Annotated in this window: 12 protein-coding genes and 1 pseudogene; 6 read left to right on the top strand and 7 right to left on the bottom strand. The window is 51.1% G+C overall.

Features of this window, described 5'->3' with window-relative positions:
* The first annotated feature begins 167 nt into the window (after window positions 1-167).
* A complete protein-coding gene (locus G5358_RS03735; protein ID WP_410489650.1) occupies window positions 168-887 on the top strand; it encodes a hypothetical protein in 720 nt (239 codons plus the stop codon).
* Between the two features lie 72 nt (window positions 888-959).
* Window positions 960-1,217, top strand: a pseudogene (locus G5358_RS03730) (transposase); the annotation flags it as partial.
* Between the two features lie 39 nt (window positions 1,218-1,256).
* Here the strand turns inward: G5358_RS03730 and G5358_RS03725 are convergent.
* Window positions 1,257-2,482, bottom strand: a protein-coding gene (locus G5358_RS03725; RefSeq protein WP_421323631.1) for an IS3 family transposase whose coding sequence is annotated in 2 segments (ribosomal slippage) — window positions 1,257-2,131 and window positions 2,131-2,482 — 1,227 coding nt in all. Because the reading frame shifts where the segments join, the coding sequence is not laid out codon by codon here.
* Window positions 2,483-2,818: 336 nt separating this feature from the next.
* On the opposite strand from G5358_RS03725, the gene dptF reads away from it, so the two are divergent.
* The 4 genes from dptF to G5358_RS03705 are packed head-to-tail and all read left to right on the top strand — an operon-like array spanning window position 2,819 to window position 12,625.
* Window positions 2,819-4,438 carry a DNA phosphorothioation-dependent restriction protein DptF gene (dptF, locus tag G5358_RS03720; RefSeq protein WP_421323630.1) on the top strand — a complete coding sequence of 540 codons (1,620 nt, stop codon included), beginning with the start codon at window positions 2,819-2,821 and terminating at the stop codon, window positions 4,436-4,438.
* Window positions 4,439-4,440: 2 nt separating this feature from the next.
* Complete coding sequence (gene dptG / locus G5358_RS03715) at window positions 4,441-5,769, top strand: DNA phosphorothioation-dependent restriction protein DptG (RefSeq protein ID WP_421323629.1); 1,329 nt, start codon at window positions 4,441-4,443, stop codon at window positions 5,767-5,769.
* The gene (gene dptH, locus G5358_RS03710; RefSeq protein ID WP_421323628.1) at window positions 5,750-10,861 is read left to right on the top strand and encodes a DNA phosphorothioation-dependent restriction protein DptH; all 5,112 of its coding nucleotides are present in this window, start codon (window positions 5,750-5,752) and stop codon (window positions 10,859-10,861) included. The genes dptG and dptH overlap by 20 nt, the downstream gene beginning before the upstream one ends.
* Before the next feature lie 15 nt (window positions 10,862-10,876).
* Window positions 10,877-12,625: a DUF262 domain-containing protein gene (locus tag G5358_RS03705; RefSeq protein WP_421323627.1), complete on the top strand. Its 1,749-nt coding sequence runs from the start codon at window positions 10,877-10,879 to the stop codon at window positions 12,623-12,625.
* A gap of 310 nt (window positions 12,626-12,935) precedes the next feature.
* Here G5358_RS03705 and dndE read toward each other — a convergent pair whose 3' ends face one another.
* The 6 genes from dndE to G5358_RS03675 form a co-directional block, all read right to left on the bottom strand.
* Window positions 12,936-13,283, bottom strand: a complete 348-nt coding sequence (gene dndE / locus G5358_RS03700; RefSeq protein ID WP_216979222.1) for a DNA sulfur modification protein DndE — start codon at window positions 13,281-13,283, stop codon at window positions 12,936-12,938.
* Window positions 13,283-15,301 carry a DNA sulfur modification protein DndD gene (gene dndD, locus G5358_RS03695; protein ID WP_421323626.1) on the bottom strand — a complete coding sequence of 673 codons (2,019 nt, stop codon included), beginning with the start codon at window positions 15,299-15,301 and terminating at the stop codon, window positions 13,283-13,285. The genes dndE and dndD overlap by 1 nt, the downstream gene beginning before the upstream one ends.
* Window positions 15,291-16,925 carry a DNA phosphorothioation system sulfurtransferase DndC gene (dndC, locus tag G5358_RS03690; RefSeq protein ID WP_421323625.1) on the bottom strand — a complete coding sequence of 545 codons (1,635 nt, stop codon included), beginning with the start codon at window positions 16,923-16,925 and terminating at the stop codon, window positions 15,291-15,293. The genes dndD and dndC overlap by 11 nt, the downstream gene beginning before the upstream one ends.
* Window positions 16,922-18,007, bottom strand: coding sequence for a DNA sulfur modification protein DndB (gene dndB / locus G5358_RS03685; protein ID WP_041209432.1), 1,086 nt, complete (start codon window positions 18,005-18,007; stop codon window positions 16,922-16,924). Before dndB ends, dndC begins: the two co-directional genes overlap by 4 nt.
* A gap of 134 nt (window positions 18,008-18,141) precedes the next feature.
* Window positions 18,142-20,166, bottom strand: a complete 2,025-nt coding sequence (locus G5358_RS03680; RefSeq protein WP_421323624.1) for a DNA phosphorothioation-associated putative methyltransferase — start codon at window positions 20,164-20,166, stop codon at window positions 18,142-18,144.
* Window positions 20,166-20,615: a hypothetical protein gene (locus tag G5358_RS03675; protein ID WP_371177731.1), complete on the bottom strand. Its 450-nt coding sequence runs from the start codon at window positions 20,613-20,615 to the stop codon at window positions 20,166-20,168. Before G5358_RS03675 ends, G5358_RS03680 begins: the two co-directional genes overlap by 1 nt.
* Window positions 20,616-20,865 lie beyond the last annotated feature (250 nt).

The raw sequence follows: 20,865 nt of genomic DNA, 5'->3' as shown, positions 1-20,865 counted from the left end.
TTGGCAACCGCCGGGTTCATCATCGACGAGTGAGCGGAATAGGGCTGAGCTATTGGCTGCGGGCATGGGTCTACGCCTTAAGCAGAGAGAAGAGAACAGAGAGCGAGGAGAGCGTAATGGTTCGGATGGGCAAGGTTGACCGCAGGGCGCTGCTGTGGCTTGGCTGCATGATGGGACTCTGGAGCCCGTCGCTGTGGGCCGAGGTGAAGGTGATCCCGGTCTTCGAGGCGCAGGCGGCGGTGCAGACCCTCAAGGAGATCTATCCCCAGCTTGGGGTGAGTGCCATGGGTAATCAGCTGGTGCTGAGCGGGACGCCAGCCCAGCTGCAGGAGGCCGAAGCCACGCTGGCGCAGATCAACCAGCCACCGCAAAGCCTGCTTATCGAGTGGCGGGTCGATGGTGCCGCCAGCGGTCAGCAACTGGGAGGCTCAATCAGTCGCGACGAGGTCAAGCGGCAGTGGTTGCTCGATGGCAACTCCCAGCAGTACCAGCGCAGCCAAAACGACAGCTGGCAGGTGCGCGGGCTTTCGGGCCGTCCCGTGCTGCTGCAGATGGGCTCCTATCAGCCGGTGACTTTCTACCAATGGAACGGGGGCGCCGTGGTGGGGATGATGCCGTTGGTGAACGGCCTCTATGCCACGGCCACCTTGATTGGCGATCGGGTGCAGATTGCGCTGAGCAGCGAACAGGCGAGGCTGGATCAGGGCACCATCAATCGTGGGCAGAGTGCCACCGAGGTGAGCGGGGCCCCAGGCCAGTGGCTGACGGTGGGGGAGCTCTCGACCAGCTCGGCAGATCAGGGGAGTAGCCTCGGCACCCAGCTACAGGGCGGACGAGGCAGCCAGAGCGAGCGCCAGACCCTGCAGATCCGGGTCACCCGCCAATAAGCAATGTAGTGGTCTAATCATCCCGGACACCATTTTAGGTGGTACAGTCGCCACCATGACCTGAGGTGTTCAATGACAAGATTACGTCGCTCATTTACTGCCGCATTCAAACTCGAAGCCGCATCCCTGGTGCTCGACCAGGGATATTCTGTCCCTGAAGCCAGCCGTTCACTGGATGTCGGTGAAACCGTACTGCGTCGTTGGGTTCAGCAGCTTCAATCCTAACGAATTGGCACTACCCCAATCAGCAAAGCGCTGACTCCGGAGCAGCAGAAAATCCAGGAGCTGGAAGCCCGTATCAACCGGCTCGAACGTGAGAAGGACTGTCTAGTCCTGAAATAGGTTTACACATTTTCAACTGGCATTTCTCTACTCAGAACCCCTATGTACCGCATCGGGGGTTCTGTATTTCAATGCATGATGCGGCCGCTCCACGTTGTAAATATCTACTGCTTCATGCACCATTTCCCGCGCTTGCGTCAAATCCTGCGGGCTTTGCAACAACAACTCTCCTTTCAAAATCCCGTTCACCTGCTCCGCCAACGCATTCTGATAACAGTCATACCCATCCGTCATCGAGCATTTCACCCCGTACCGTTCATGTAATGACTGATACAGCCCCGAGCAATACTGCACGCCGCGGTCTGAGTGATGGATTAGCTCCCCGCTGCCACACCGTTGCTTCAGCGCTTTCTTGAACGCCATCGCCACCGATTCGGCGTGCATCCCTTCGTGCACGTGATGGCCCACTATCTTACGTGAGTAGGCATCCGTCACCAGGCTCAGGTACAGCGGTCCGCTCCTGGCTGGCAGATAGGTGATATCAGCGACCCAGACCTGCTCCGGGGCCACCGGTGTGACCAGCTCTGGCCCCGCCTTGAGCAAGTTGGGATGACGGTAGAAACGGTGAAAACTGTGGGTGGTCTTGTGATACACCCGCTTAGGCTGCACTAGCAGGCTGTGCTCGGCCAATATCCGAAACAGCCTGTCCCGCCCGACCTTGAGCCCGCCATCATCCTGACCCTGGAGCAGATAATGCAGCTTGCGAGTACCCACCCGAGGTTGTCGCAGTCGAACCTGACGCACAAAGCGCACCACCTGCAGCCCTTGAGCATGGCGCTCGTCGGCGACCCGATTGCGCTTGTAGTAAGCCTGCCGGCTTATCCCCAGAAACAGGCAAGCCCTGACAATGGTCAGCCTCTCGACTTGTCGCTGCGAGAGGACTTGCCGGGTCGCTTTTTTACGATGGAGACGCCGTAGTCATTCTTCAGTACATCGACGACGGCCTCAAAGAACTGGGCCTTCTGACTCATCAGCGCCAGCTGTTGCTCAAGTTCCTTGATGCGCTGTTCGGGCGTCTGGTTGTCGGGGTCAGGCATGGTGATGCTCCTGCCGGCGCGCACAGAAGCCCCCTGGCTCCAATCTTGCCGACCATGTTTACGTAACCATACCAGAATGGTCGAATTGCCCTGAATGCCATATCGGGCTTGTGCTTGCTGGCAACTGAGCTCGCCTTTTTCAATCTGCTCGACCAGTGCCAGTTTAAAAGTCAGCGAGTAATCGCGCTGTGTCCGTTTCACACCTTGTCCCTTCAGGACGGGACACTAACCAAGTGTCCGGATTTAGTTGACCACTACAGCCTGCTAGAAAGCACCAAGTGTAGCGTTCATCTGGGGTAGAGAGGAGGTAATGACATACAGGTTGATTTGGGAAAAAACGGCATGAAAATCTCAAGAGTAATGCTATTTGTGCTGAGGGAAATTTAGACTAATAGCTGAATAAGTGGACTATGTGCCTGTATAAGATAAAAACAAATGTGAGTTCAGATTTGACGAACGTCAAGGATTCATACAAAGACTCATCCTTTCTTGTAGTCTCCCAATGATTCAATCAGTTAGTATCTGTCAGATATGAAATGATAGGGTTATACCGTGAGCACAATCTCCCTTCGCAAGGCCCTCGGGGTTTTGGCTAAATCTTCTTCCTTCTCGGTCAAGACGACAACACAACGTCAGAGAGATCTGTTTGATGACCTCAAGGATTATCTCTACGTTACACCCGAAATCGAGGATGATTTTGAGAAGTGCCTCCGTTCATTGCAGCCTGGTGAGTGCGTGTTTTTATGCGGCAGCAGTGGTGATGGTAAATCTGAAATATTGTCACGTAGCTATGACCAATATAAAAACAGATATACCTTCCATCTGGATGCAACCCATAGCTTTTCGCCTCATCAATCAGCAATCGATGCGCTAAACGAACTCTTTGATCGTGCAGGAGACGGGGCTCAACCCCTGGTGATTGGTATCAATATCGGTATGCTGGCCAACTTTGCCAAAGAAGGGGCTGAGCGGCACAGTGAGTTGCGTGGCGTGATCGAGCGTTTTTTGGATAGTGGCGAGAGAACGCAAGGGGCATATCACTTTCTGGATTTCGAGTCCTATCCAAAATTTCGTTTTAATGATGACGCTGGCAGCTATTCAAGCTTTATGCGTCAACTGCTCAAGCGGTTAACTCAGCCAACCGATGACAATCTGTTTCATGCTATTGCCCTTGCAGATGAGCAACGCCAACGCGATATGCGCCTCATCGCCAATTTCAGGCTGCTGGCCAATGAGCACGTGCAAGAGATTATCATTACCACTCTGTTCAAAACCCGTTTGATCAAGGATCAATTCATTACGACTCGTGCCTTGCTGGATCTGTTGCATCAGCTTCTGGCCGGGGAGCATTACCTCTTTGACAACCTGTTTCTGGCTAAAGACAGCGAGCTAAGCCTGCGTCTTGCTGACTTTGATCCTGCCTTGATTCATACCCAAGCGGTAGACCAGTTTGTGCTGCGTTATGAGCTGAATCTACCGGATGAGGCGCTGGATGCCTTTATGGTCGAGCTGGCAAAACTGGGGCTCATATTCAACGAGCCTCGTGATAAAGCGGGTCAAGCCGCATCCCTTCTGCGCCTTTTTTATCTGCTTAAGGACTGTGAGCTTGGCAATAACTACCATCACCAATTCAAAGTCGATTTTGAAGAGCAGGTACTTGAACACTATGCCACTGTCTGGCTGCAGCATAGTCAGTATCTTGGGGAGGGTGGAAGCCAGCTGGCCTTGCGCAATTTCTATGTGAAAGCGCTGATCCCGGCCATTTTTGTCTATGCCAACCGCAATGCCCCTGAGTTGTCAAAGCGAGAGCTTTCTCTTGGTCAATTTGGCCAGTGTCATGTCGCGGCACCTGTCGAGCTGAAAGCTGATTACGGCGCAATTCAGCGTCAGCATGTCGAGAAACACGATCATTTCAGCGCCTATCTGAAGGTTGATGATCAGCCCTTGGCACCAATGGCAATCAACCTCAATCTGTTTGAGCTGATCTGCAAGCTCAACAATGGCTATCGACCAAACAAGTACGACAAGAATGCCATCGTGTTGCTTGATGAGATGGTTGAGCAAATCCGCGCTGTCGCTAAAAAGAGCCCTGTTCTTCACTATTACGAAGGTGATCAGCATTACCGTCTTGGTTTGGATGACGGCATGATCACTGTAGAAGGAACCAGATAGTCATGTCTCTGTATCCAATTCCTGCCGGATTAGCTCCGGTTGATAAAAACAAGCTCACCAACTACTGGCCCATTCGCAACAAAGGCAATGAGTTTGACTGGGATACCGTGACAGGTGTCTTGCTGGGGCTTTCCTTGCGCAAGCAGGTGACTGCCTATGAATTCGAGCAGTTTAAGGAGGAGTGCAAAGCCCGGTTTGCAGGCAAGCTCGACGATCCTGATTTTTGGCAGGTGCTTGAGCGAGCCTATTTTTCAAATGATGCACTCTTTCATATTTCACCGCTGTTCCTGTTGTTCAAGGCCAAAGGGAAGAAGAGTGGGCAAGCCGATCTCAGCGCACCAGATACGCGGTTGTGCAAATTGTTTGCAGGTCTGTTGGGGGATTTCTTCCTGGAAGATGCGCTCGATGACAAGCTCAACTTTGTCGAGCAAGAACTGTTGTCCGTTTTGCAAGGCAGGCTGCAAAGCGGCAGCTTGGTAAAAAATGAGGATGAGCAACCTTATCTACCTTTTTTGAATGCCGTATTTCGTGAAGATATTCGCTTTTTGGCTGCGCATCCCCAGTATCTGCTGCAAGCCTTGCCTGGCACGCTCAAGCTGTATGCCTTTGCTTACTGTGCTCAGCTGGCACTGAATGTGACCGATTGGCAACATGAGCCCCAAAGCAAGCCTCTCTACTTTATTCTCGATTCGGAAAAGGCCAGCTCTGAACGTACATCGGTAAAGCGTTCTGGCTACAAGCTGCTGGCAGCTGCCAGCGAGCGGGTTTTCCCGCTGCTTTCCGCCCTTGACGTGCTGCAGTTGCCAGGGGATGCCAAGAAAAGACCGCTCTGGCAGGTTTATCGCGATGCCACGGAATATGCTGACCAGACTCAGTTGCTGGAAGATTTGAACAACTATCTACAGGCCTTTAGAGAAAAGCGCGGGTTACGGCCTGAGCGTCCTCTCACAAACAGCGTGGCAGAAGCCTTCGAGCAGCTCAAAGAGTTTGCACTGGAGCAATTCCGTGATGCCAATACCTCCCGTGGCGGCGTGAACAAGAAATATGTCAAAGAGCTGGAAGAGAAGCTGCTCAGTGATTTTATTCAGGCCCGGGGGGCCGCTGGCCGCACCTTGGTACTGAATCAGGATCAGCTGTTGCTGTTGACCAATCTCACCATCGGCAAGGCCGACAAGCTGCGCCTGCACGATCTGCGCAAAGGCTTCGAGCAGCGCGGTTTTTATCTTGATAACCAGTCATTGCAGCAACTGGTCAGCTTCTATGAGCGCATGGGCAATGTAGAACGAATGAGTGATAGTGGAGACGCCGTATATGTCCGCAAGACCCTTTGAGTATTTTCTGGCCGAACGTTTTATCGAGTGGGTCAGTGCCGACATTGAACCCGGCTCTCGTTACCAGTTCAAATCCCCCAGTGCAGAAAACGGTCTGGTGCTCTATCAGTCACTGGTGACCTTTGCTGCCACAAATACTCTGGCTACGGCCGATGGCATTGACTTGCCATATATAGAGTGCAATGGCGTGCGGGTTTTACCTGTGTTGCATGGTGAGGCTCCGGGATTTACCGAAAACTACATTTCCCGTTTGCGTGATCTGGTCGCAGGGCGCAGTGCAGAATTTGAAAAAGCAGCCCTGCTCATTATCCACAACAGCATGTTGGATACCCTGATCAACAGTGCGCTTGATTTGGGGGCGCCCGGTGCTATCTGGCATCCGGATAGTCTCTCGCAGCAGCTTGGCGCACTGATAGATGTTGGCAGCAGTAACAAGGAGCTGTCAGCCTGCCTGCTTGAAGAGCAACTGGCCCTCATCACCGAAGAGGGGGCGACTGTATTTGGTTTTGCTCCTCTGTTTAGTGCACTTGATCAAGATGGTGTTCTGGAATTTGATGAGCTCCAGCTATTCAATGACCCGGTCATTTTGAGCTGGAGTGGCAAGAAGGCTCAGATCAGCAAGCGGCTCCAAGCAAACCGCAAGCTGCGACGCGAGATTGAAGATGCGGTTGAGCATTATGATCTCGATCAGCTCGAGAGTGTCCTGAAAGAGTTCAGCGCCAAGTTTATCCGCCAGCATTTCCAGGATGAGAGCTGGCGTGATCTGGAATTCGAGGCCTACCTCAAAGAGATTGAAGCCAACAAAGCGCAAAAGTTGCTATTGGAAGAGGTGGCCGTTGACAGTGGCTCACTGCAACAAAGAGCCAAAAGCCAGAGCAAGGCGGGACAACGCGACCTGAGCCTGCTGATCCAGCTCCCGCCGGGGGAGAAAATCCTCAACCTCTCTTTTACCTTCATCGGTAATGATCTGGACGAGAGCCAGTTCAAACTGATGCACAATGGGCCGCTCAAAAATGCGGTCACTTATTCTGTCAGCCGTGTCGGTGGTAAACGCTGCTGGGCGACGGTGACCTTGCCCGTCACAGGAGAACCCACCTTTTTTAGCCTTGAGCTCAAACGCGATAACCGCTCCGAAGAGTACAAGTTCCGCTGTCTGGTGGTAGAGCAGGGAGATTTCTATTTCGATGAGTTGTTGCACTGCTTCCGAGTAGATGCGGGCAAGAAGTGGCTGACCCTGCTGCTGGAAGAGAACAAGTTCAAGGTCAACCCAGAGCAAAACGCCATCATGCATCTGGCTGATGATGAGGGTGAAGTGGACTGCAGCGCCTGTGGCTGGGTGAACTTTGATGCGCTGGCCGAGCAGAGCGAACAGATCCAGTTTGAGCTGGTCAATGGCGAGCGTCGCTTGCCCATCAATATTGAAGGCCCGGCCGCCGATGAGAGCATCTGCGTTCCGCTGCTGTTTGACCGGGATCGTTTCTCCAAGCTGCTCAGAGATGACCGTAATGCCGAGTATCTGCGGGCCAAAGGCAAGATCATTTTCGATAACAGCGAAAGTGGCGTGGCCGGTATCCGCCAGCAGCTGCTGAATCTCGAAGCACGGATGGTTGATGAGCGGGCCTTGTATATCGGTCTGACTGCCGAACCAATGCCACTTGCGGCGATTAGTGCAAGGTTCCCTGATTTACATGGCGCTTATGCCGCCCTGTTTGACTATCTGCAACACCATAAAACCTTGCCGAGCCTGGTGGCCTGGGGCGATAGCTATTGCGCCCTGGTACAGCGGGTGCTGGATGCCTACGAAGCGGCGCTAAGCGAGATACCAACCAATGCGGTGTTGGCGCTCGAGCACAAACAGTTGATGCGCATTGGCCTGTGCCGCCAGGATGAGTGGCAACGCCTAAGCCCGCTGCACCCCTTGGTACTTGCCTATCACCTGCAATTGGTGGCCGAAATAAAAGCCGATCGCGATGAAGATGGCGTCAGCTCTTTTGCCGAATTGCCAGAGGTGACCCGCGAGCGCCTGGTTGCATCTGGCTTGCTGCCTTTCGTCTATGACAATGACTCTGGCTACGCTCATCTGCTGCCGGTGCGGGAGAACAGCTTCTGGCTCGACGTGGTGCCACAAAAGCAGGAGAGCTACAGCTACATCAAGCGTCTGGTGCGCGACAAACTGGCCGAGTTTACCCAGGCCTATTCTCGTCTGTTCAGTGCCGGTGCCAAGAGCACCCTGATCGTCAATGCCATCAATCAGGCGAGTGCGGCAGAGCTCTTCCTCGGTTTGATCGAACACTTCAAGCTGCACAAAGAGCAGGCGATCGCCATTCATGTGAACTTCTACGATGAGCGGTTGCAATTCAATGACTTCGACCGCTTTGCCGAAACGGCCGCTTATGACGAGCTGAAAGCCTGGCTTGGCTTGAACACCACTGCGCTGCGTGCTGAGGCCGATATGCTGATCGACCTGATCCGCAGTCGTCTGACCTACAGCAAGTTCACCCTGCCCAATGAGCGCGAGCAGTTTGCCTATGCCCACCTGGCGTTCTTCCGCAACCAGGAGCCGGTAGAGTGCCATCCTATCAATACCGATGAAGCTCTGAGTGGTGTGCTGTGTGATGGCTTGATCGCCGGGGAAGCGGCCGAAACGAAAGGGGCGGCCTATTTCACCGCCTTTGGTTTGCGTGGTGTGCCCTATCAAGGGGTGCAGTCGCTGCGGGTGGCCCGCCTGCTGGGCAACCTGTGGCAACCGGCCAGCCAGAGCAATGCCCAGTATCTGGAAACCAGTCTGGGGCTGGCGGTCAGTGCTGATTTCAAGGCTCTGCTGACCCGCTCTTATGACAGCGCACTGTGGACCACCATCATCGATCCCAAGGTGACTCTCGATTTCTTCACCAGTCAGCAGGATGTGGTGCTGATCCACTACTCGGATCAATACACCAGTGCGGCCGGTTATGACGCCATCACGGTGACCAAGCAGGTCGACCTCTTTAAACGCTTGCTGCAAAAAGAGGGTCACGGACAAGGGGAGACGCTGCTCTCCGAATTCAATGCCTTCAACGGCGAGTGGCTGCTCAAGATGCTCACGGCCAACGACAAGGAGCGCAAAGAGAAGAACGGCATCATAGGTGCCTACAAGTTTGTCTCGGCCTTGTTGCGGCAATCCGATATCTGCTGGGTCCCCCTCTCCGTGGCCGAGATGATCCGCGTCTCCGGCAATGTTGGCCTCAAGATGAGCGACAGCGAGTTCTCCCGTCAGGTGCATGGGTATCGCAAAGGGGCCATTTCCGATGACGTGCTCTTTGTCGGCTTCAAGGGCAAGCAACTCTATTTGTTGCCTCTGGAGGTCAAGACCGGTGTCAGACCTGACTTTGCCTATGCCGGGCAACAGGCGTTGGAGCTTAAACGTTACTTGATGGAAGAGGTGCTTGGTCCCAATACCCTGGCTGCGCGGCTCTACCGTGGTCTCTTTATTCGCCAGGTGCTGATGCAGGTCGACAAGCTTTGCCTCTATCAGGTGATGCAGCCGGCGCAGCTTGCACCGCTGTTGACCGAGCGGGAGTGGTGGCTCAAAGGGGAATATACCCTGGCCTGCGTGCCCGACTATCCCGAAGGCTTTGTGGTCGCCCATATCGAAAACGACAGCTTCTTTGTGCCTCACTACCAGATGACCGAACGGGGGATATTGCAGGTTGAACTGCCCTACGCCTTGCTGGGTAGCCTTATTCAGGCCTGTAGCGCCCCTGCGCTTGATGAGCTGGTGACCCTGTGCCATGTCGACAAACAATATCTGCTGGGGCCTAGAGAAGAGGTGGCGGAGCCTGAATCTGGCTCTCAACCGCAGCCAAAAGAAGGGGGCAATCAGGCGGTGGATATGGCGCTCTTGGCAGCAGCCACTGATACCCAAAACACCGATCCGGTTACCCCAGTAGCGGTGGAAACGGGACTGACCATCGAGCCGACAGAACCTATGCGTATCCTGTTTGGCCACGAGGCGCTGCGGCAAACGCCGCTCTATTGGGAGCCGACCAATACCGCCCGCTTTATGAATACCAATACCGGCATCATAGGCACCATGGGCACCGGCAAAACCCAGTTTACCAAGTCGCTGATCACCCAGCTGATGCGCCAGCAAGACAACAATGTCGAGGGGGCACGTATCGGTCTGCTGATCTTCGATTACAAATCTGACTATGTGGATGATGCCTTTAGTGAGGCCAACCAGAGCAAGCGGCTGCGGTTGTATCGCTTGCCGTACAATCCGCTCTCGCTCTATGGCGATATGCCGATGCTGCCGGTGCATACCGCGACCGGGTTTGCCGAGACCCTGGCCAAAGCCTTTGGCCTCGGGCCCAAACAGCAGCTGCGGCTGCGCAAGTTAATCCTCGATGCCTATGAGCTGGCGGGGATCAGCAGAGCTGATGCCAGCACCTGGTCAAGGCCTGCGCCCACCTTGGCTCAGGTGTGGGATCTCTATCTTGAGCAGGAAAAGGTGGAGGAGGACTCTCTCTACGCGGCGCTCGACTCACTGGTCACTTACGAGATCTTTGAAACCATGCCGGAGGAGGTGAGCTCCCTGTATGAGCTACTCGATGGTGTGACGGTGATCGAGCTGGCGGGCTACTCACCCCAGATCCAGAACTTGGTGGTAGCCCTGACCTTGGATCTCTTTTATTCGCAGATGCAAAAACGCGGCAAGCCGCAAGTAAACGGCGATTATCGCCAGATCACCAAGATGATCCTGGTCGACGAGGCCGACAACTTTATGTCGCAGGACTTCCCCAGCCTGCGCAAGATCCTGAAAGAGGGGCGTGAGTATGGGGTAGGGGTGATCCTCTCAACCCAGGACTTGAGTCACTTTAAAACCGGGGAAAACAACTACGGCTCTTATATCTTGACCTGGGTGGTGCATCGCGTCGCCGAGATCAAGAATGCCGATATCAAGGCCATCTTTAATAAAGATGATAAGACCGAGCAAGAACAATTAATGGAAACCATCCGCAAACTGGATAAGCACTTTAGTCTCTATATCGATGGAGATAAAAAGGTTTCTATGATGCGGGATAGAGCGTTTTGGGAAATAATTAATAATTAATATTTGGTGTGAAAAATGGAAATAATACCTGAAAGTAAAAATCTTGAAAAAATCCTATCTGGTCTTGAGACTAGTTATGTTGTTCCTGATTATCAACGAGATTATTCTTGGTCTCCAAATGAGGTGGAAACTCTTTGGGTTGATCTTAATAATGCTCATGATCAGTCTTCTGAATATTTTATGGGAACGATAGTTCTTAAAAAAAATGATACTAAAGATGATTTATTTGACATAGTGGATGGTCAACAACGATTAGCTACTTTTTCAATTTTATTTGCCGTCATTGTGTCAATATCAAAAGCATTTCCTAGCTATCCAGAAATATTTAAAGACACACCAAGAAATAAGGAAAATCTCGAAAAGGCCAACAGAATTACGACTATTGCGATCAATAGACTTAGAGAGGCGAGTGAACCTGATAATTATTTCCTAAAATTAAATAAGAAAGATAATTTATGCTTTCAGCATATAGTAAGAAACTTAGATGATGTTCTTCATAGTGATGAACAATTAAGAATTAACAAATCAGATAAACGATTGATTAAAACAAAGAAAACATTCTTTTCTTTAATTAAAGATACTATTACTGGAGATGACGCGATCTCTAAGCTAAATAGTCTGCTTGTTCATATGGTTAAGAAATTAAAGTTCATAACTATAGAAGTGAAGACAGACTATGACGCATTTTTATTATTTGAGTCATTGAATTCAAAAGGGATGGATTTAAGTGTATCGGATTTAGTTAAAAACAAAATATTGATGAAGTCTGCTGGTGATGAAGAGCAGAGTGATCGATTGCTTGCAAATTGGGATGACATGATAAATCTAGTAGAGTCTAGTCGTTTATCACCTGTGGATTTTCTTCGAGTGTATTGGGAGGCAATAAGAGGCATAAATACAACTAAGAAAGAACTCTACAAGTATATTAGCAAATATATTGATAGTAAGAATATAGATGTTGATTCATTTTCAGGCGATTTGTTAGAGAAAGCGAGTCAATTTTCAGAATATGCAGCAGAAAATCTTGCTTTTCCTGAATGTAAGCATAATAAAGAAAAGTATCTTGGGTTCTGTGGTGAAATAAATACAATGAAGTACACTACCTGCTACCCATTAATTATGTACACTATAAATAATAGACCGGAATTTTTAGAGGAAATAACTCGGGTTAGTCTTTCATTTCTCTTTAGATGGATCACAATTGGCGATTATTCTGTCGGTGGTGCAAAAAAGGTATTTGACTCTGTTATCCGAGAGATGAAAAAAGAAGAAGCTACACTTAATGATGTGTTAATGCCCTTCTATGCTCATAAAGATAAAATCGGTGATGACGCATTTATTGAGGCGATGAAAAAATTCAAAACTCAAGATAACCAGCTGGCAAAATATATTCTATCAAAATTCTATATTTGGCATGCTAATGGTGAGTCAATCCCTAATTATTCCGAAGTACATTTAGAACATGTTATTCCACAACAGCCTGAATTATGGAAAAAAGAGGGGGTTTTTCATCCTTCTGAAGGGACGCAAATAAATGACTTCATCTATTGCATTGGTAATATGACCCTGTTAAATAAATCTATAAATCAATCAATAAAAAATAAAGTTTTCATTGATAAAGTCATCGAATATAAGGGCTCTGTATTCCCAGAAACCAAGAAAATATATGAAAAATTTAACAGCGGACAAATGTGGAGTGTTGCCTGGATCGTGGAAAGAGGTGAGATGATCGCAAATGCAGCACCAAAAATATGGATGCTATAAATATCATAATCCCGACTTGTAATATTTTTTCCATACTTGAAACTGCATTTCTCGATCACTATATGATTCACCATCATCCATTCGCTTAAAATATGAAATCCGGGACCTGACACCATCAGGCTCCCGGAAATTTTCGCCTCTCTCTGATCTTGGATAGATATCGAGTACTTGGAGTAGTTGACTAAGTGCAACAACTTTGGGGTTGCTAGCACTAATTTTCTCTCCACAACGCTTAAGATCCTGATAAACAATCAAGGCTAATCTGTATTCATCTTCCGTCCATGGAAGATTTTTACGTTTTTTTTTTCAGTCATATGGCTTTGGTAAAATCGCTTAGACTACGGTGATTACGTAGTGAAGCTATACCATCTTCCACATGAGCAGCCCAGGCTTTTATCCACTCTTTATGATCCAGGTCAGGATAAATCATCTGGAGGGTGAGCTCGGTAACAACCAGTGTTTCTCCCAGCCAGGTGATTTTGTCGAGTACCAGGTTGCCATCCAGCTTTTTATGATCAGGGTGGTAGCGAAAATCAGTTTCCACTGAGCGGAAAAAAGCCAGACGTGCGGCCACATTGGGCGTGATCCCTGTATTGGCTTTAAGTCGTTTAAGCTGCTCTTCCGTTTGGCGGGTAAGCTGCATGCGATTCGGGAGCATTAACAAACCTCCTTGGCTTGCACTTGGACAGGACTCTCTTTCCAGAAATAGCCCTTGGTCAGTTTTGATGACTTGGTCAGCGCATCAAAGCGGATCTGATAGGCATGAGAGATATCATCAGCAAGAGCACTGGCAAAATAGCGTTCATCCACTTCGGTATCAGTCGACAGTAATATCACCTGATGACTGGCATAGGGGAAGTAGTGATGAATCAGCTTGTCTCTATGATGTGAGTCAAGGCGCCCCAGCGGGGTATCAATAATGACCGGCAGTTGTCTACCAGATGTTTTAGCCAAGGCTTCCAGGATCGCGATGGCATAAATTTGCTTCTCACCGGCAGAGAGCGACTTTCTATTGATAGCAATCCCAGCTTCGTCTACCAGCTCCACATCAAAGGTGTGAGGATTGATCCTGGCCTTAATCTGCAGATCTTCTTTTCTGGCCAATTTTCGGTAGGCCACCTCAAAATTCTGCTCCAGCGTTTTAACCCGGGCCTGGGTCAATACATCGCTGTATTCATCCAGTAAACTGATGGTTTCATTGGCATATTGCACTGCACTCACGGCACCATATTGCTCTCTGGCTTTATCGTGCAATTTCTGGATCTGGCGGGCGCAATCCAGTTGATTCATTACCGCTTGTTTGGCTTGTTCCAGCAGAGCCTTGTATTTGTGGCGCTCTTCTTGCCGTTGATTGTCCATGTCTCGCAGGGTTTGGAAAATATCCATCAGCTGCTCATCATCAGGTGCTCGTTCAATATTGCTGGCTGCTTGCTCCAGTTGATGTTCAACCTCGGCCAATTCACGACGCTGTGCATCAAATTTGCTCCAAGCCCGTTGGCAATCCTCACTGATTGCCGCGATGATGACGTGAGTCTCGCGCTCAGAGATGTCAAAGAGGACTTCACCTTGCGGCTTGTTGGCCATAAAGCTGTCAAGCTGCTCTTCGATCGCCTGGGTTGTGATGGCCAGCGTCTCTTTACCTTTAAAGCCGATATTGGCTTTAAGCTGTTCGAGAAAAAGATTGAGCTCTTGGGAAAAGCTGCGAGCCCTTTTTATCTCTATTTCTTTGGCCAGCTGTTGCTGCAGTTTGGCCATGGTGTTGGGGGCCAGCGCAAAGGGGAGGGAGCCATCACATTCATGGCGCAGATTCTTTTCAAGCTGTTCTTTTTCTTTTACCAGTTCAGCAACTTTCTGCTGCTCCTGATTTTTTGTCCGCGCAAATGCACCACCTTGTGCTGCCAACATGGCTTCATATTTCTGAATATCCTGGGTAATCAGGCCAATCCTTGCCATCACCAAGTCGGCTTCAAATCGATAATGTTCAGCCTGTTTGGCAAACAGCTTTTTATTTTGCTCCAGCTCGGCCAATTTGTGCTGTTGTTGGGTCCCCAGCTCTTTGGCTCCTTGTTGCTTTAAGTAGATGCCAAGGTCGGTTCGCAGTTTGGCAATCAGGTCAAGGCCCAGCAGGCGGCGTACCGCGGTCTGCAGAATCTTGCCCGATTCATCTTCTGCCAATGAGGCGATTTTCTCACCATCAAAAAAGAAGAGATCAGCAATACCGTGCGGGATTAACTCATTGAGAAAACCCTGGCACTGCTCATAGTTAAGCTCGTCCAGCTCGACCCCATTTTGCAGCAGCTTGAGTCTATCTTTTTTATTGCGATTCCAGCTGCGAATAACGGTAAATTCAGACTCAGTGCCACCCTGGTTATAGGTAAACACGAGTTCAATCGAGGCATCTTTAGGTTGCTGAGAGACGCTGACGCCGTTATGGATCAGTGCAGTAAGTTGGTCAATATAGTCCTGATTGTGGATCAGGTTATCGAAGGCCAGGCGTCCATATAGCGCTAAACGGATGGCTGACAAAATCGACGTTTTGCCTGCACCGTTGAGGCCACCAAACAGCACGATAGGCCTATCAATGATCTCATTTCCACGTTTTTGTGGGGTCAGCTCTATTTCGTGGTGACCACGAAACACACGAAAATTATGTAAGACCAACTTCTTAATGATCATTTTTTACTGCCTCACTAAACAGTGCCGCCATATCGTCGGCTTGTGCCAATTGCTTTTGCAATTCTGCAAGCGACTGTTCAATTTGTTCCACTTCTTCTTGATAGAGATCGCGCTCATTGCGCTTTTGTAATTGTGCCTGTTTCTGCTCAATGGCTTCGAGGCTGCCCCAATCCTGTTTCAGAATGGTGCCTATTTTGGCGAAAACGCCCTGGCGGCGGCTAAGCCCTTCAAGGGATATTTCGAGCTCTATCAGCTTCATCACCATTTCGGGCTCGACATCATAGCCCTGGCTTAGTTGTGCCAGCAGCTCGGCATCGCTGGCGTTGAAGCGTGACTGATCGTCGATTAGCCAGTCGAGGTCTTCGCCATACACTTCCCGATATATAGCTGGCAGTGAGTCATTCCAATCCGGTTCGTTAGGGTCAGTTAACCACTCCTGGCGAATTGCATGCAGCTCCGGCTTGGTGATCAGAGTAATGGTGTGGCCACGCAGGTTGAGGTCACGCTCCATCTCGAGCAGCTCTTTAAGCCACTCTTGGCGGTATCTCAGCCAATAAGGGCCGGGGACGTGCTTGCGCTCTGCGCTAAGCTCTTCACCCTCTTTGGCGTATTGGTAGCTCACCTTGCCGGTGCGGCGCTTGTAGTTACGGTAGGTATCTTTTTGCGCAGGGTCTGTCGTCAGAGCTAGCTGATTACGAAACTTGAGTAGGGGTAGCATCCAGTCTTCGCCGTTTTGGATCAGGCTCTCCATGGCTCGGTCTTTGGTGACCACGGTACAGGTCCAGCAACCAAAGCGTGAATTACCACAAGAGGGGGTGCTGTCATCAATGACCAATGGACATTCACCCTGACCTGAGGAGTCCATATAAAGAGTCCAGAGCGGGCGGTTATTGCCGCCCCAGGGATTTTCCCACTCCTCCACATCATCTGGCGCGTATTTGAAGGCGCCGCGCAGCAGTTTCCAGACATCCTCAACATCCCAAGTGTCGATAGGGGTGTAGATGAAGGCATTAGCCAGCGTGGTATGGCGGGCAAGACGGGTTCCATCAATCTTGTGCTTGGCAATGACCTGGGCACGGGAAGCACTCTCGCTGCTGCGAGAGCCGAGCACAACGATCACCTCTTCAAACTGGCTGACCTTGTCTTTGATAAAGTCACTGACCGGGTTGATCTTCATTCGCTCGGTACACCAGCGAAAGCTGCGAGTCGGGGCAGGGTAGCCTTTGCCGAGCAGGTTTACCCAAAACGTCTCATGGGTTTTGGGTACGACAGGGTGAGAGGTAATGGGTAACGCATCGCGTTTGGCGCCCTTTTCGATTTGATCCATGGTCCGAATGATCAAATCGACGACAACAGGGGTCTCGACCAGGGTGTCTGATGACACGACAAAGACATCTTTGTGGCGCATTTCGGGCGGTAACCCCAGCAGTGCCAGATAGACCAGCGTCAGCACAGCAGAAGAGTCTTTACCTCCGCTATAACCAATGACCCAGGGTCGTTTGTCAGCGCAGTAGATACGTTGTACTTCAGCTACATACTCGGCCAGTGGGCGGCCGGCAAAGGGCTCGGTATTGATGAAATCTTCGTAATCGGCCAGATCATGGGCCTGAATCAAGGGGTTCATTGAGAGACAACCTGAGCTTCAAGTACCTTCTCCTCGGGGGTGAGGGGAAGGTTGAGTGATGTTTTAAGGGCGTTACAGGTAAGCTGGAGCGCTGTGGTGGATTTGCTTAGCTTGCCATGTGACATGGTTCTGCGAATCCATTCCGGGTTGGTTTTGCGCCAATCAATGGTCTTGAGCTTACCAAGGTCTGCTTGCCAGGTATCAGGATGCTCGCTTATCAAAAAGCGGCCGAGCATACCGAGAGCTTGCAGGCCGACGCCGTGAGCATGTACATACTCCTGCCGGAGTTGGGCTGGCGATACTTCTTTGCGACTGGCCATCTGCCAATCAGGCATCTGGTCGTAGACCGCTTTCCAATAGAGAGCCGCCAGCTTGGCCTCTTCATCTGTGCAGCCCTCTTTAGGTCCCTTGCCCAGTAGGGCTCGGGTTGCCTGCTTGATGCTACTTAAGGTGAAGAGTTTGCTGGAGAGCTGGGAGATGCTCGACTTTTCCATCTCAGTAAGCCCGACGAAGGGCTCCATGCTGGTAGCCAGGTGGCGAGCAAGCTCAGAGCCTTGATCTCTATGGTCATAGAGCGTTGACAGTGACGGACTGGGTTTGACCGCGTACTTGTTGAGATCAGCAAACATTTGCTGGCTTCGGGTTAACCCTTCGTCGACAAAGAACAAGACAGGGATGTTGTCCTGACCCAGTTCGGGGCGCTCTACCAACGCCTCTTCGATAGCTTTGCGGCGGTGCTGACCATCGTTGATCAGGATCTGTGCATCCATGGGCACCCGTAAAGTGCCCAGATTGTTGGAGCCGGGATGTTCAGCAAACTCGACGTCAACAGCTATTGACGCAGTCAAGGCAGAGAAGACGTAATCCTTGGGATTTTCCAAGAGGTATCGCACCATTTCCGGGATCCGGGATTTGTTCAATGTGCGTTGCGCCCGCAATTCAGGGGGGACTTCGCTCTCATCGAAGTTGAAAATTTTGGGGATGATGCGCATCGGGCAGGTCGCGATATAGAAGGGGCGACCGGCTTGTATCCCACGCACTGCGGGGAATGAGTAGCAGTAGTCAGCGTCAAAGTGGTTCATGATGATGCTCCTGGCTAGTCCTACTTGAAGTCGTGCTTTACGTCAAAATTAACGTAATTGTATGTTGTTATAAGACTGTCGATTAGGTTTTAGCGAGGAATAAGTGGTTTTTACGTTATTTTGGGGCGCTGATTTTACTCTTTTACGCTACAAATACGAAAGCCTGAAATTCGCCTTTTTTGCTCTTTGAGAGCTGATTCATATTGTTGGCGACTCAAGTGATGCTCCGTTTCCAGGTCCATCCTAAGCAGTTTGCTCAATCTTTGCTCCAGCGCTCGTTGTGCCTTGAAGCTCGGATCATCCGGTGCCATCAGATAGCTTTTTTTGAGCAGCGGTGGCCGGGTCTGCTCATTGATGTAGTCAAAGAAGTCGACCTCCTGATCGGCCATCTTGATCTTGACCCGCTCCACCAGATGGGGGATGGGTTTGCTGAAGTCGTCATACCCCATCAGGCTCACCTTGCCGGAGCGGATGTGCAGCTTGATCACGTCGATATCGGTCAAGTCACCGTAGAGCTGGCAAGCCGCGCCGAGGTAGACACGCAGCAGCGGCGGTAATTGCGCAATAAAGCATTTGTGTAGCAGCAGTGAATGGCTGGGATAGAGCAGGCTGTTGGGTAGCTGTTGATGGGCCAGCTCGCAGGCTTGGTTGATGAGGGCGATATCCGCAATCTGGTAGAGCAGTGCTTTGGCGGCCTGCTGTGCCTGCGGGTTGCCACCGAAAAAGGCTTTGATATCCCGCTGCAGCTCGCTGGGGTAGTGGGTATAGGTTTGGCGTTTGCCAAACAGGTTGAGTGCCAGGTAGACCAGCAAATCTTGCTGCCGCTCCAGCTCGGCCTGCTTTAACTGGGCAAGGTCAAAATGCTGGCCAAGCAGGGTCATGGCTTTGCGATGACTGCCTGCTATCTCTCTTAACTCGTCGCTTTGTTCAAACTCGTCAGTGGCTGGAATTCGGCCAAGGGTCAGCGCCCGCTGCCAGAAGGCTTCAAACAGCGGTTGATGGCGAGTGATCAGTAGTGCTGCTGCGGCCTGATGGTTGGGCGTGGGCGAGGTCAGCTGTTGCCAGCTGTGGTTTCGGCGTTGACGTTGTGCCAAAAAGCGCTGCTCTTCGAGCTTGTCTTTGAACACATAGAAGATGCCTGGCCCCACGGCGATGGCATTTTCATCCAATGTTCTGTCTATGTAGTGCTTGAGCTCGCTTTGGTTGTAGTAGCGCTGAAAGGTGTTGCGCGAGGTGATAACGCCATCTTTATAAGGAGTGAACTGGGCAATAAAGCTGTCGTTGGCCAGCATGGCCGAGACGACCAGCAGGGTTTGGGTCAGCTCCCAGGCGCCGAGCAGCGCCTCCATTCGCTCATCTTGATCCTCAATCACGTTGATCACAAAACCGAGATTGACCAGATGGGAGACCACCTTCTCCCCATCCGGGCGAAAGTTCGGGTCCCAGCCCAGCGCATCAATACCGTGTGCTTCCAGCTCCCGCAGGTCATCCCCTCGGCCGCAACCGTAATCAAACAGCGCATAGTCGCCGTTGAGATAACCATGGCGTGCCAGCATCTTCATGGGGGCCGAGAGTTCATGGCGAACCAACGCGGTTTTATGGCGATCAATTTGTGGGCCCCCCTCTTCGGGCGGCAGGGCGGAGATGCGAAACAGGCGCCCATCAACCAGTTGGTAGCCGTGTCTTGCGATAAGCCGCTCCCACGATGCTTTGAAGCCAATCATACGGGGATGATCGTAAAGTCCCGCCAACTCCCCCTCTTCGGTGATCTGGCGACAGATCTCTACTTGTGGATGATCGGGGGTCAGCATGCACTCTTTGCGGTGCAGAATGGGGGGATTGTCCTGGCTGTCGTAGCGGGTAACGGTATGGCTTAGTTTGGCCAGATCAACGGTCACGCTCTGCTTGAGGCTGGGGTAGGCCTCTTCGAAGAAGGTGGGGTAGCTGAGCAGTGACAGCCGAAACTCCTGCTTTGCCAACTTGACCAGATCCCATTCACACTCCGGGAGTTTGAGCGCTTGTGCTACCGCACAGACAAAACGGTAGAGCTGTGGGCAGGTCGTGGCCAGGGTCTCTTTGTGCAGATAGACCGCGTCGGGCAGCACTTTTTTGTATGGCAGGGCCGCGACCAGTTGCGTGAAGCGCTCGGGGGTCAGCATCAGCACATTCCTTTGAGTTGGGTGAGTGTCAGCCGCTTGGGCATTCGTCTTCCATGGTGAGTGTTGAGTTCGACCAAGGCGCGGTTTTGTTCGTGCCCATAGCTGATATGCAGTGGCCGGTCTGGGCCATAGAGATAGAGACGATCAAACGGGGTGTGTTGCGCCAACCAAAGGGCTACCTGATAGCTGTTCTTCCCTAGGTATATCAGATCAACCGCGGCCCCTTGCCGAGGACAGATAACGCTTCCTCGCTGATTGAGTTCACAGGCCGCATGTTGATCGAGTGTGGGGGCTATACCGGGGGAGGCGTTGGAAAGAATAGCTTTGCGCAGTGTTACTCCACAAAACCCATAGGTCAGCAATGGGTGGCCAAATGCTTCTACCAGCGGATCGAGAATATGCGTTGCCAGTTCACGGTAGGCCAGCCAGCTCTCGGTTTGTTCAGGCAAGTTTGTGCATTGGATGCGTTGCCAAGTTTCACCACAGTGAAACAGCATCTCGAAGGTGAAATGTTGGCTGCAGGATTCCTTTATATCTATGGAGATGCCCCCTAACAGCTATCACAAATGGGAATGAACATGCCACGTTAGGCTGGGAAACCACATTCTGCCTTGACGGTATTATCTACGGGGTTCCTAGCCAGAAAGCAAAAATTAGCACGCGGTGAGCTTTTCCTGCTATGCCCTTTTGTTGGTGGAA

The sequence above is a fragment of the Aeromonas sp. 604176 genome (assembly GCF_049170755.1).
Taxonomy (GTDB): domain Bacteria; phylum Pseudomonadota; class Gammaproteobacteria; order Enterobacterales; family Aeromonadaceae; genus Aeromonas; species Aeromonas veronii_A.
The sequence above is the reverse complement of the archived record's forward strand: the minus strand, read 5'-3'. Positions and strand labels throughout refer to the sequence as shown.

Coding starts and splice junctions, on each gene's coding strand:
- G5358_RS03735 (WP_410489650.1), top strand. CDS start 168: ATGATGGGACTCTGGAGCCCGTCGCTGTGGGCCGAGGTGAAGGTGATC.
- dptG (WP_421323629.1), top strand. CDS start 4,441: ATGTCTCTGTATCCAATTCCTGCCGGATTAGCTCCGGTTGATAAAAAC.
- dptH (WP_421323628.1), top strand. CDS start 5,750: ATGTCCGCAAGACCCTTTGAGTATTTTCTGGCCGAACGTTTTATCGAG.
- G5358_RS03705 (WP_421323627.1), top strand. CDS start 10,877: ATGGAAATAATACCTGAAAGTAAAAATCTTGAAAAAATCCTATCTGGT.
- dndE (WP_216979222.1), bottom strand. CDS start 13,283: ATGCTCCCGAATCGCATGCAGCTTACCCGCCAAACGGAAGAGCAGCTT.
- dndD (WP_421323626.1), bottom strand. CDS start 15,301: ATGATCATTAAGAAGTTGGTCTTACATAATTTTCGTGTGTTTCGTGGT.
- dndC (WP_421323625.1), bottom strand. CDS start 16,925: ATGAACCCCTTGATTCAGGCCCATGATCTGGCCGATTACGAAGATTTC.
- dndB (WP_041209432.1), bottom strand. CDS start 18,007: ATGAACCACTTTGACGCTGACTACTGCTACTCATTCCCCGCAGTGCGT.
- G5358_RS03680 (WP_421323624.1), bottom strand. CDS start 20,166: ATGCTGACCCCCGAGCGCTTCACGCAACTGGTCGCGGCCCTGCCATAC.